Origin of the sequence: Anaerosalibacter massiliensis (genome assembly GCF_024623155.1) — a bacterium.
Taxonomy (GTDB): domain Bacteria; phylum Bacillota; class Clostridia; order Tissierellales; family Sporanaerobacteraceae; genus Anaerosalibacter; species Anaerosalibacter massiliensis.
The window spans coordinates 59,845-72,973 of the sequence record NZ_JANJZL010000006.1; the positions used below are offsets into that span (position 1 = coordinate 59,845).

The 13,129-nt window shown below is 32.2% G+C and carries 9 protein-coding genes; all 9 read right to left on the bottom strand.

Annotation, left to right across the window (positions count from 1 at the left end; translation table 11 throughout):
- Positions 1-6: 6 nt before the first annotated feature.
- The 9 genes from NSA23_RS10050 to NSA23_RS10090 all read right to left on the bottom strand — a co-directional run bounded on the left by NSA23_RS10050 (position 7) and on the right by NSA23_RS10090 (position 13,119).
- A complete protein-coding gene (locus tag NSA23_RS10050; RefSeq protein WP_042683407.1) occupies positions 7-2,385 on the bottom strand; it encodes a glycogen/starch/alpha-glucan phosphorylase in 2,379 nt (792 codons plus the stop codon).
- Positions 2,386-2,390: 5 nt separating this feature from the next.
- A complete protein-coding gene (gene malQ / locus NSA23_RS10055) occupies positions 2,391-3,869 on the bottom strand; it encodes a 4-alpha-glucanotransferase (RefSeq protein WP_042683406.1) in 1,479 nt (492 codons plus the stop codon).
- A gap of 12 nt (positions 3,870-3,881) precedes the next feature.
- Complete coding sequence (locus NSA23_RS10060; RefSeq protein WP_042683405.1) at positions 3,882-6,035, bottom strand: TIM-barrel domain-containing protein; 2,154 nt, start codon at positions 6,033-6,035, stop codon at positions 3,882-3,884.
- 15 nt (positions 6,036-6,050) lie between these two features.
- Positions 6,051-6,878, bottom strand: a complete 828-nt coding sequence (locus NSA23_RS10065; protein WP_042683404.1) for a carbohydrate ABC transporter permease — start codon at positions 6,876-6,878, stop codon at positions 6,051-6,053.
- Positions 6,878-7,744, bottom strand: a complete 867-nt coding sequence (locus tag NSA23_RS10070) for a carbohydrate ABC transporter permease (protein ID WP_042683403.1) — start codon at positions 7,742-7,744, stop codon at positions 6,878-6,880. The genes NSA23_RS10065 and NSA23_RS10070 overlap by 1 nt, the downstream gene beginning before the upstream one ends.
- Positions 7,745-7,810: 66 nt before the next feature.
- Positions 7,811-9,169 (bottom strand): ABC transporter substrate-binding protein, encoded by a 1,359-nt coding sequence (locus NSA23_RS10075; RefSeq protein WP_042683402.1) that lies wholly within the window; start codon positions 9,167-9,169, stop codon positions 7,811-7,813.
- Between the two features lie 11 nt (positions 9,170-9,180).
- Entirely contained in the window at positions 9,181-10,293 is a 1,113-nt protein-coding gene (locus tag NSA23_RS10080) for an ABC transporter ATP-binding protein (RefSeq protein ID WP_042683401.1), read from the bottom strand.
- A gap of 12 nt (positions 10,294-10,305) precedes the next feature.
- Complete coding sequence (locus NSA23_RS10085) at positions 10,306-11,325, bottom strand: LacI family DNA-binding transcriptional regulator (protein WP_042683400.1); 1,020 nt, start codon at positions 11,323-11,325, stop codon at positions 10,306-10,308.
- A gap of 159 nt (positions 11,326-11,484) precedes the next feature.
- Positions 11,485-13,119: a M20/M25/M40 family metallo-hydrolase gene (locus NSA23_RS10090; RefSeq protein WP_042683399.1), complete on the bottom strand. Its 1,635-nt coding sequence runs from the start codon at positions 13,117-13,119 to the stop codon at positions 11,485-11,487.
- Positions 13,120-13,129: the final 10 nt, after the last annotated feature.

Genomic DNA, 13,129 nt, shown 5'->3' on the forward strand with positions numbered 1-13,129 from the left:
GTATATTTATTGTATTTTTTTAGCTTCTATATGCCATATTTCCTTTCCATATTCTAATATAGTTCTATCACTAGAAAATTTTCCAGCGTTGGCTATATTTTTTAAACATTTTCTTGCCCAATCCAGTCTATCTCTATAGGCCCTATCGACTTTCTTATGGACCTCTCTATATTGGTCAAAATCTCTAAATATAAAGTAATTATCTGCTCTATGCCAATGAGCACCTATCGTTAAAGAATCATATAGCTCCTTAAACATACCTGTGCCACCATCATCAAAGGTTCCATCTATTAAAGTGTCTACTACCCTCTTTAACCCTGGAACACTTTCATAGTATTCTATTGGATTGTAGCTTCCTCCAATCTCTTCCAATTCTTCTACTCTAGCACCAAATATGAAGTTATTCTCTTCTCCTGCTTCTTTTACTATCTCTACATTTGCTCCGTCATAGGTTCCCAGTGTAGAAGTACCATTTAGCATGAATTTCATATTTCCAGTACCTGAAGCTTCCTTGCCAGCAGTAGATATTTGTTCTGATATATCTGCAGCAGGGAATAGTTTTTCTGCATAGGATACATTGTAGTTTTGAACAAATAATACTTTAATCTTGCCATCTATGTCTGGATCATTGTTTACCAATTTGGCTATTTCATTTATATATTTTATTATTCCCTTAGCTCTAAAGTATCCTGGAGCTGCCTTTGCTCCAAATATGAAGGTTCTTGGTAGTATATCCATATTAGGGTCTTCTTTAAGCCTGTAGTACAAGTCTAATACGTGGAAAGCATTTAGAAGTTGCCTTTTATATTCATGGAGTCTTTTTATTTGAATATCGAATATGGAATTTGGATCTATCTCTATTCCTTCTTTTTTAAATATATAGTCTGATAGCTCTTCCTTCTTCTCCATTTTTATGGCCAATAACCTCTTTAAAACTTGTTCATCATCTATATATTTTTCCAATTTATTTAACATAGATAGATCTGTTATCCATTCTTCTGTACCAAGTAGTTCTGTTATCATCTCTGTTAATTCTCTATTACATAGGGCTATCCATCTTCTAGGGGTGATGCCATTAGTCTTGTTTTGAAATTTTTCTGGATAGAGCTTGTTCCAATCCTTTAGCTCTTTGTTTTTCAATATATCTGTATGAAGTTGTGCTACTCCATTAATCGTATGGGTACCATGAATTCCCAGCCAAGCCATTTTAATTGTATTGTTAGATATTATTCTCATATCCTCTATTTTCTCATGGGAATAATTTTTTTCTTTTAGTTCTAATATAAATCTTTTATCTATTTCTTCAACTATTTCATATATTCTTGGAAGTACTTTTTTAAATAGTTCTATATCCCACTGTTCCAATGCTTCAGCCAATATTGTATGGTTTGTATAGGAGAAAGTATTTTCAACTATATTCCAAGCTTCTTCCCATGCTATATTCTCCTCATCTACTAATATTCTCATTAGTTCAGGTATTGCCACTACTGGATGAGTGTCATTAAGCTGTATAGCATGGTACTCTGAGAACTTGCTAAAATCCTTTTCAAATCTACTTTTATATTTCCTTAATAAATCCTTTAAGGAAGCTGATACAAAGAAGTACTGTTGTTTAAGCCTGAGCATCTTCCCTTCTTCATTGGAATCATTGGGGTATAGAACTCTGGATATATCTTCTGCTCTGTTTTTCTCTTTCACTGATTCGTCATATTTCTGATCATTGAACAGTTGAAAGTCAAACTCTTCTATAGATTCTGCTTTCCAAAGCCTTAGAGTATTTATATTTTTAGTATTATATCCTACAATAGGCATATCATAGGGAATAGCCTTTATCTTTCCATCTCCAAATTCTACTATAACTGTATCTTCAGTCCTTCTAATAGACCAAGGATCTCCATATCTTTGCCAATTGTCTCCCCTTTCTATTTGAAAACCATCTTCAAACTTCTGCTCAAATATTCCATATTCGTATCTAATTCCATAACCAGTAAGGGGTAGGTTCATAGTTGCAGCTGAGTCCATAAAACAAGCTGCAAGTCTTCCCAATCCTCCGTTGCCTAGGCCTGCATCTTCTTCTATTTCTTCTATATTATTTATATCTATATTTAACTCTTTTAGAGTATCTTTCACTTCTTCATAGATACCTAAGTTTAATAGATTATTTCCTAAAGCCCTTCCCATTAGGTATTCTGCTGAAAAATAATAGGCTTGTTTACCATTTGAATATAGTTTTTCCGTTGCATTCCAGTTATCAGATATTAGCTCCATTATTGCCTTAGATATGCCATTGTATTTTTCATATTCTTCAGCATTTTCAATAGTCTTGCCATAGTCTACTTTCAATATAGTTTCCACTGTCTCTTTAAACTTTACCTTATCAAACAAATTTTCTACCTCCCATATAGCTTAGTTATATCATGAATTTTTTCAGCTAATTCATTGGTCAAGTATTCACTTTTCATCTGCCATTGCCAGTTTCCACCTATTGTTGAAGGTATATTCATCCTAGCTTCACTTCCCAGACCTAAAAAATCTTGCATTTGGGCTATTGAAAGATTGGCTACTGAACTCCAAGCTCCTCTAATAAATCCCCAATGGTAGCCTTCATCTTCATTTAATCTTAGGTATTTAATAGCATGTTCTACATCTGAGATTTCAGCGTTTTTCAGCCATCCACCTACTGTATCATTATCATGGGTTCCAGTATATACAACACAGTTTCTATCATAGTTGTGGGGTAGATAGTCGCTTTCCTCCCTTGTATCGAAGGCAAACTGGAGTACCTTCATACCAGGATATCCTGTTTCTTCTCTAAGCCTTACTACTTCTTCAGTTAAAAACCCTAGATCTTCAGCAATAATATCTATCTTACCTAGTCTATTGTTAATTGCATTAAATAGTTTCATTCCTGGTCCTTTTCTCCATCTGCCATTAATTGCAGTCTCTTCTCCAAATGGTACTTCCCAATAGGATTCAAAACCTCTAAAATGGTCTATCCTTGTTACATTAAATAGTTCCATATTATTTTCAATTCTTCTAATCCACCATTCAAATCCTCTCTCTTCTAATAGTTTCCAATTATACATGGGGTTCCCCCACAGCTGACCAGTACTTGAAAAAGCATCTGGAGGACAGCCTCCTACTACAATAGGTTTCTTATTTTGGTCTAATAAAAATAGTTCACTATTTGCCCAAGTATCTGCACTATCTGGAGCTACATATATGGGTATATCTCCAATTATCTTAATCCCTTTGTTATTGGCATAGGATTTAAGCTTTTTCCATTGTCTGGCAAACATATGTTGTAAAAATATCCAGTAGTCTATTTCATCTTCTAGCTTCTCTCTATAATAGGCTACTGCAGGCTCTTTTCTCAATTTAATATCTTCATCCCATTCTTGCCAAGATTTTAAATCAAATTCTTTTTTCACAGCCATATATAGAGCAAAATCTTCAATCCAGTCTTTATTTTTTTCTCGAAATGATTTTATTTCTTCTATATACTTTCCCCTTCCCCTTTTATAGGCAATCTTTAAAACAGGCATCTTGTTTTGAAATATCTTTTTATAGTCAACCTTTTCATCATCATTGCCAAAATCTAAATCTTGATAATCAGTTTTTTTAAGAAATCCTTCCTCCGTTAAAAGCTCTAAATCTATGAAATAAGGATTTCCAGCAAAGGATGAAAAAGATTGATAAGGAGAATCTCCATAGCCAGTTAGGCCTAGAGGCAGTACTTGCCAGTAGCTTTGTCCTGCCTTTTCTAAAAAATCTACAAATCTATAAGCTTCCCTTCCAAAGGTGCCAATACCATAGGGACTTGGCAAAGATGTAATATGCATTAGTATTCCGCTACTTCTTTCAGTCATATTCCTTCTCCTTTATTGAATATTAACAGTCTTCTTAGTTACTTTTCCTTCTCTATCTACTATCTCTAGTTTTAATCTCTTAATTTCCTTATTTCCATGGCTTTTTACATTTATATTGTAGTCATTTTCTCTCTTTTCAATTTCAATGATTAGCTTTGAATATATTCCATCCCTATAGTCTAAGGATTTTCCGTCATCATCATAATAAGTATAGCTAGCTTTGTCTTCTACAAAAGCTATGACTACTAGCTCTTGATTATCTATATTGTCAACAGTATTGGCATGTTTTCCTAGTACCAATACTCTATTTTTCTTAATAAATATAGGTATTTCATCTATATCAATATTTAAATATCTATGACCCTTTTCTATGACTTCATACTTTCTTTCACTATAATCCTTAGCTTTCCATAGTAGCATATCCTCTGGCAGCCATATATATCTTCCTCTACTATTTTCTTCATAAATAGGGCTAATCATAAGTGAATCTCCAACTAAAAGTTGGTCTTCCACCCTTCTTGAATATTCATCATTGTATTCAAAGGAAATTGGTGCAAAGTAAATATCCTTATTTATAATTGCCTTCATATATTCAGAATAAATATAAGGTATAAGTCCATATCTAAGCTTTATAGCCTCCTTCATATTTAAATTACTTTCTTCATCAAAGGCAAAGGGTTCTTGATGTCTTGTACCTTTGGCAGAATGGTTTCTAAATAGTGGTGTAAATATGCTGAACTGAGTCCATCTTATAGCAAGTTCTCCATTGATATCACCGCTAAATCCCCCTGTATCTGCTCCAGAGTATAAAAATCCGCACATATTTAATGAAGGCATCATCTTTATATTCAATAGTATATGTTCCCACCAAGAATGGTTGTCCCCAGTCCATATTCCTGAATATCTATGCATTCCTATATAGGAAGATCTGGATATCAATAAAAATCTCTTATTAGGATATATTTCTTTAAAACCTTCATCAGCAGATCTAGTCATATTGTATCCATATAGATTGTGAACATCATAGTGGTTTACTAATTTTCCATCTATATTATGGTAGAAAGACTTATAGTCTTCTATATTATTGGAGATATTTCTAAATTCATCTTTAAGACCAAAGAAGCTGTCTATATTTAAGTTCTTGCCTTCCGCATTTTTAGCTTCTTCTATAGCCTGTTCTATTCCCCTATTTGTATAGAAGATAGCTGGCTCATTCATATCATTCCAAAATCCTTCTAATCCACAGTCAATTAGCTTTCCATATTTCTTCCCAAACCATAGCCTAGATTCATTATTTAAAAAGTCGGGAAAATGTACCTTTCCTGGCCATACTGCTGCTACAAAGGGCTGGCCTTTGATATCTACACAAAAATATCCTTTCTCTACACCTTCTTCATAGATATCATAACCTTCTTCTATTTTCACCCCTGCATCTATTATAGGAATTAGTCTAAATCCTTTATCCTTCATTTTCTCTACAAATCTTTTAAAATTGGGAAATCTTTCTTCACTTACTGTAAAGTTTTTATAGTCTTCCATATAGTCTATATCTAAGTAGATAGCATCACAGGGTATATTATTTTCAATAAATCTGTCTGCTATTTTTTCTACTTCTTTAGCATCTGGATAGCTCCATCTAGACTGCTGATAGCCAAATGCCCATTTTGGTGGCACATAGCCTTCTCCAATAATATTTAAAAAACTACTAACTATTTCTCTAGAGCTGCTACCATCTATTATATATAGATCAAAATTTTTATCTTCAATAGTTATTTCTAAATAGTCCTTGTGACTAAATCCTATGTCGAATACTACTTTCCCAGGATGGTCTATAAATACTCCAAAGTTTTCTACTCCATCTACTAATAAAAAGTTATGAGCTCCATATAAAGATCTTTTTTCTGGAGTATGGTTTGGATCGTCAGAACAGAAAGAAATATACTCTCCTCCTCTTTTATTTAGACCTCTTTGATTTTCTCCTAGGCCAAATACTATATCTTTAGTATCCATTTTATAAATAAGTTTTAACTCTTCCTTTTCTTTTATTTGGAAATAGTCTACACTACTTTTTTCTATTTCTTTCCCTGCTTTCACTACTACATCTGTAGGAAAGGGGACACCAAATCTATATTTTAAAATATTGTCTGATATCTTATAAACTTTCACCATATCCCTCCAAAACTATTTTATTGAACCTTTTGTAACCCCTTTAATAATATGTTTTTGTGCCAATATATAGAATATGATTATAGGTATCATGCCAATTACAAGACCTGCCAATGCTAAATGCCACTGTTTAGAATGTTGTCCAAAGAAATAGAACATTTTTAAAGGTATTGTATGAGACTCTGGCCTATTGATTACTAACTGTGGTAGTAGGAAGTCATTCCATATCCACATAGCATTTAATATGCTAACTGTTACTGTTATTGGCTTAAGCATTGGGAATATAATGTACCAAAATACTTGAAACTTGTTACAGCCATCTATAGTTGCAGCTTCTTCTAATTCTACAGGTATACTCTTTATAAAACCATGGTAGAGCATTATAGATAAACTGGCTCCAAAACCAACATACATAAAAATTAGTCCACTTCTATTTAAAAATCCTATTTTTCCCATTAAATTTATAAGGGGTAGCATTACCGATTGAAATGGTATGAGTATAGCTGCAGCAAATAGAAAATATAGGAAGCTACTTAGTTTTGATTTGGTCCTAACTAGCATCCAAGCTGCCATAGATGAAAATATAACAATTAAAACTGTGCTAAATACTGTAATTAAAAGTGAATTTAAAAATGAATGAACAAAATCCAATTCCTTAAAAGCCTCTATGTAATTATCCAATGTAAAGAATTGGCCAAAAGGCAAATCTGTAACATTTAGAAATATTCCTTTTTGAGTCTTAAATGAATTAGTCAACACTATATAAAAAGGCAATATGAATATAATGGCTAAAAATATAGCAAGTATTAGAATTCGAGTTTTATTCTTTTTTTCTCCTTTCACTACATTTCCACCTCTTTTCTCTTGCTATAGTAAATCTGTGTTAATGTAATAACTGCTACAGTGACTAAAAATACAACTGCCTTTGCTTGAGCAAGTCCCAATTTGTTAAATTTAAAAGCTGTATTATATATATTCATGGCCAACATTTGAGTGGAATTATGAGGACCACCTGCTGTCAATGATAGATTCTGATCATATAGTTTAAAGGAATTTGATAAAGTTAGAAACAGTCCTACTGTAAAAGCCGGCGCTACTAGTGGCATTATTATATATTTAAGCCTTTGCCAAGCATTGGCTCCATCTATTTCTGCTGCTTCAATAGATGATTCTGGAATGTTTTCTATTGCAGCTATATAGATAACCATCATATAACCAGACATTTGCCAAGACATAAGTATTACTAATCCCCAAAATCCTGTAGTTGGATCAGATAACCATCCTCTTAAAAAATTCCAACCTAGTATCCTCCCCAACGAATCAAAACCTTTTGTAAATATAAATTGCCAAACAAACCCCAGTATAAGTCCCCCTATCATATTAGGCATAAAAAAGATGCTTCTAAAAAAATTAGTAGCTTTTAACCCCTTTGTCATCAAAAGTGCTAATCCAAATCCTATTACATTTATAGTTATTAATGACACTAGAGCAAATTTTGCTGTAAACAAAAAGGAGTTTAAAAAATCTTTGTCTTCAGTAAAAATCTTTATATAGTTTTTAAATCCTACCCAATTTGCATTGTTTCCTATTCCATTCCAATCAGTAAAGGAATAATAAATTCCTGTAATCATTGGAATGATGACTACAATTATAAATGCCAATAATACTGGACTTACAAAGGTCCAAAACCAACCTTTTGAGTATTTCATCATTCCTCTCCTTTCCATATACTATATAGGGATATACATAAAATGTATATCCCTATAATTTTATTTTTATCTCATTTCCTTCCATTGAGCTTGGGATTCAGATATAACTTCTTCCCAAGTGTATTCTCCTGATAAATATTTTTGTATATTGTTTCCTAAGCCTTCCATACCCCATGCTGTTGGATAGCCCATGAACACCCAAGGAGTTGTCTTTCCTGCTTCTGCATATCTTGAAACTGCTCTTCCTAGAGAATCTTCTACTTCTAAATCTTCATATCCAGTTAGTGGAGGTATAAAATGAAATTCATTAACTATATATTCTTTTCCTTTTTCAGATGTATATAGCCAATCCAAGAAATCCTTCGCTACATCTTTCACTCCATCATCACTATCTTTGTTTACTACCCAATGCATTGGAACTCCTACTGGTATGGAATCTTCCTTTCCACCTTCTAAAGGTATAGGCAATATATCTAATTTCTTTGCCACATCTTCATCTACATCATTTACTAATCCATAAACCCAATTACCTTGTTGTATAATTGCTACACGTTCTATGGCTATTCCTTCTTCTGCTTGTGTTGTATAATCTACAGCATTCAACTTTTGTTTTGCATCTCTATTAGATGAATAATCTGCTTGCAAATCTATTATTTTCTTTAGTGAATCTCCATATTTAAACTCTACTTCTTCAGAATTAAATGCCTCTATAGAACTATCAAATTCTTGTCCTAGTGCTACATTAGATGTATGTAAGCCAGTTATCCAAGTTTCTTTTGCAGGAAATTCAAATACAGATTCAAGTAGTGGATAATCATCTTTTAATTCACCATTTTTAATTTTCCCATCTAAAGCTTTCACCGCTTCTTCTAAGCTTTTAAAATCTACTATTTTTTCTGCATCAATACCTGCAGCTTTAAATATTTCTGTATTATAAACAAATCCATAACCTTCCAAGTTAAAAGGTAGTGCATATACCTTGTCATCTACTGTAGCTCCTGATAGTACACCATCTAGTGCTTTATCTACCCAAGGTTGGTTAGATAGATCTTCTAGCTTGTCCATCCAATCTTTAATATCTTGTGGACCACCAACATTAAATATATCTGGTTCATTTCCTGATTGGAAAGCAGCCTTTAATGCAGCACCATAGTCATCTCCACCGCCAACTGTTTGAATATTTATTTTTACATTTGGATTTTCTTCTTCATAAACTTTTGCTGCTTCTTCCAACTCTTTAGCTATTTCAACTTTAAATTGGAATATGTCTACTTCTACTTCTTTACCTGATTTTTCATCTGATGCTTCTTTATTTTCCTTAAGAGCACTTTTATCACTTTCATTATTTGAACAACCAGTCACTACTAATGATAAAGTGAGTACCATAACTATTGCTAATATCAGGACTTTTTTTGACTTAAACATTGAACCCCCCCTTAATTTTTAAGCCACAGGCTTATATTTTTTCCACTGTCATAATCAAAAATATGACATTTGTCCATATTAATAGAAAAGAAACATTCACTACCATTCTTCAAATCTTTGGCACCTAGGAAATCTGTTCTAGATATAAATTGATCATTTCCAATTTTGGAATATATAAAGGCTTCATTTCCCATAAATTCAATTACTTCTATCTTCCCTTTAATAGAATTTTCTTCATTTGAATTTCCTATGTTTATGTCTTCTGGCCTAATTCCAAACCATATCTTCTTGCCAACATAATTCTTTAAATTTCTAGATTTATCTAATGGCAGTTTCAGCTTCACCTCCTTGATTTTAATTTTTATATCATTATTTATTTCAATTACTTCCCCTTCCATAAAATTCATAGGGGGTGAGCCAATAAAACCTGCTACAAATTTATTTGCCGGATACTGATATACATTTAGTGGAGTATCTACTTGCATTATTTTTCCTAGGTTCATAACACATATCCTATCTCCCATAGTCATAGCTTCTACTTGATCATGAGTTACATAGATCATAGTAGACTTTAGCCTTTGGTGTAGTTGAGATAATTGAACTCTCATGTGAACCCTTAGCTTTGCGTCTAAATTGGATAGGGGTTCATCAAATAAAAAGACTTTTGGAGCTCTTACTATAGCTCTTCCTACAGCAACTCTCTGCCTTTGTCCTCCTGATAGTTCTTTAGGCTTTCTATCTAATAAATCTTCTATATCCAATATTTTTGCAGCTTCCCTTACCTTTTCATCAGTAATATTTTTAGGTGTTTTCTTCATCTTAAGAGAAAATCCCATATTTTCATAAACTGTCATATGTGGATATAGGGCATAGTTTTGAAAAACCATAGCTATTTCTCTATCCTTTGGTGGGATATCGTTTACCGCCTTATCACCAATGCTAATAGTACCTCCACTGATTTCTTCAAGGCCTGCTATCATCCTTAGGGTAGTAGACTTTGCACATCCTGAAGGTCCTACTAACACCATGAATTCACCGTCTTCAACTTCTAAGTTAATCCCATGAACAGCTTTAAACCCATTTGGATAAACTTTTTCAACATCTTTCAATACTACTTTAGACATAAAAGAGTCCCCCTATTTTAATTTTTTGCAAGATTCTCTTTCTAATAATTTTGTTTTAAACACTACATGTTGTTGCTCTTTTTTCTTTTCTATCAAATCAAACAGTATTTCTGCACTCTTTCGACCCATTTCTTCTATTGGCTGTTTTATAGTAGTAATAGATGGATGAAAATATTTTGAATATTCAATACCATCAAACCCAACTATAGAGATATCTTCAGGAATTTTTAAACCTCTACTAAGAATTGCCTTTGAAGCACCTATAGCCATTATGTCTGAAGTAACAAATACTGCCGTTAACCCTAAATTTCTATCTAATAATTCATTCATAGCATTATATCCAGATTCAAAAGTATAATGAGCAAAGGATATAAATTCATCTCTTTTTTCTATTCCATTTGCCACTAATGCCTTTTTATATCCTCTAAGTCTAAGCTTCCCAACATTCTTATCTCCTTCTCCAGTACTGATAATTCCAATTTTTTCATGGCCTAATTTGCATAGATAATCTACTGCTTTAAAAGCTGCAATTTCATTTTCTATTGTTACACTGGAAAATGCATCTTTATCTACTTCTTCAATAATGTTTACTGATGTTAAAACCATAGGAGTTTTTAAGTTTAGTAGTTGATTGTTTTCTAAATCATCAAAATCTCCCCCAAGGCAAATCAAACCTTTTAGCTTCTTTTCCTTAATAAGTTCTATAGCAACTTCAATATCATTGGAGTTTTTCTCATTGTAATGAAGTATCATAGAATAATCTTTCTTGTTTATTTCTTCTTCAAGTGCTTTAATCATCTGTGAAAAGAAAGGGTTATGAATACCTTTAACTAAAATCCCGATATTATTAGTACTACTTCTTTTCAAATTTCTTGCACTATTATTAGGGATATAATTGTACTCTTCAATTATTTGTAAAACCTTTTTCCTAGTCTTATCTCCTACATCAGGATGATTGTTTATAACACGAGATACAGTACTAACACCTACTCCTGCAATCTCAGCGATATCTTTGATACTTAAATCAGCCATAACATCACTCTTTCATCTATTTTAGGTAACGTTATCGGAAACGTTTCCAATTTCTTTTAACATCATTATATCATATCTTTTTAAATTTTCAAATATTAATTTATAATTAAATCAAAATAGGGCAGACTATATAAATTGGTCTGCCCTACTATATCTACATCATTTGAATAAATTTATAATAGTATTATAAACAAGTTTTGGTGCTACATTAAAGGAATAGTCTTTTTCTAATCTTTCTGTGAATTTATGAGCATCTTTTCCAAAAGGTCCTATATTGACTACTGGAAGGTTTAACTCTTGTAAGTCTTTAATAGGTAATTTATATTTCACTCCAAATCCAGGCATATTATTCTTAAGAGATTCAATAGCTTCTTTTTCTCTTGGAGCTGCTGCATAACTTAAATCAGAAATATAAGGATAGAATTTCTTTACTTTAATATCATAATTAGAATCAATATTTTTAACTGTTTTCTTAACTACATTTAAAAGATTTTCCTCTAGTTTAGATTTTCCTTCCACATATATATGTGGATAATATGGTGGTGAGAAGAATACTACAACTACAGGATCTTTATCCGACCACATATTATGAACTCCTTCTACTATTTTTAGTGCAAATTCTCTATCATCTACATTAGGGTTAGCAAGTAGTTCTTTATTTAAATCTTCTATTAACTTATCTACTTCTTCTCCTCTTTCTTCCTTTACTTTCTTGTATAATTCATCATAGGACATAACTCTGGATTTCCAAGGTAATTTCTCATATAGGAATTTATTTAAATCACAATATTTTTTGTATTCTTTATTTAAATTATCAATTACATTTTGAAAAGCTAAATCTGCACCTTTGACTACCTTTTCCATAACTTCATCTGGAGTACTTATATGGGTTCCATAGTTAAAATAAAGATGACTAGTTTTTGCTGTTTGAACTGAGTACTCTGGCTTTAAATCTTGTTGTCTTAAAGTAATAGGCGGTACAGTAACCTCTCCTTCAGCCTCATCACAATATTTAGTATTGAAATCAATTTCACTAGTTATAGCTGAAGATATTAAATTAGGATCTATTCCCTTAAAAGGATCTCCTCCATGAGTTTCTGCTCCAACTATGTAGAAAGTAGGCATTAATTTTCCTACAGTACCTACATATACATATCTAGTATTATCATTTTCATATCTTGGAGCGCTATAGTCTGTGTCAAGTACTGCTAAGTATTCAAAATTCTCTTTTTCTTTCAATTTAACTAACTCTGGAACTACTGAAAGCATACCACCAGAATTACCTTCTTCATCACATACTGCTGCAAATACAATATTGCCTTCAAAATTTTCTACATCATCAGAGATTTCCTCTACTAAAGTCATAAGGGTGGCTACCCCACATTTCATATCAAATATACCTCTGCCAAATAAATATTCTCCTGATTTTAGATCCTTAACTACATCTTCAGAAAGAGGTCTTTCTTTAAACTTTTCTCCTAACTCTAAAGGTTTAGTAGCATATTCTTTTAAATCACCATAGTCAGAAATTCCTACAGTATCTATATGACCTATTAAAATAACTGTCTTATTGTTACTTCCTTTTTCTCCTTTTACCATAGCCATTACACTTTTTCTTCCAAGAGGATCATCTATTGCATCTACATACTTAACATATTGAGGATACTTTCTAAAATAATCCATTTCCATAAATTTTTCATATACTTTTTCAGCCACATTATTTTCCTCTTTCGTTCCCACAATTCCTCTTATGTTTGTTAACTCCAATGTAAGTTTTTCAATTCTTTCATTCATATATACTACC

Excerpts from the sequence above, each read along its gene's own strand:
- NSA23_RS10085 (WP_042683400.1), bottom strand. The coding sequence starts at position 11,325 with ATGGCTGATTTAAGTATCAAAGATATCGCTGAGATTGCAGGAGTAGGT.
- NSA23_RS10070 (WP_042683403.1), bottom strand. The coding sequence starts at position 7,744 with ATGAAATACTCAAAAGGTTGGTTTTGGACCTTTGTAAGTCCAGTATTA.
- NSA23_RS10090 (WP_042683399.1), bottom strand. The coding sequence starts at position 13,119 with ATGAATGAAAGAATTGAAAAACTTACATTGGAGTTAACAAACATAAGA.
- malQ (WP_042683406.1), bottom strand. The coding sequence starts at position 3,869 with ATGACTGAAAGAAGTAGCGGAATACTAATGCATATTACATCTTTGCCA.
- NSA23_RS10080 (WP_042683401.1), bottom strand. The coding sequence starts at position 10,293 with ATGTCTAAAGTAGTATTGAAAGATGTTGAAAAAGTTTATCCAAATGGG.
- NSA23_RS10075 (WP_042683402.1), bottom strand. The coding sequence starts at position 9,169 with ATGTTTAAGTCAAAAAAAGTCCTGATATTAGCAATAGTTATGGTACTC.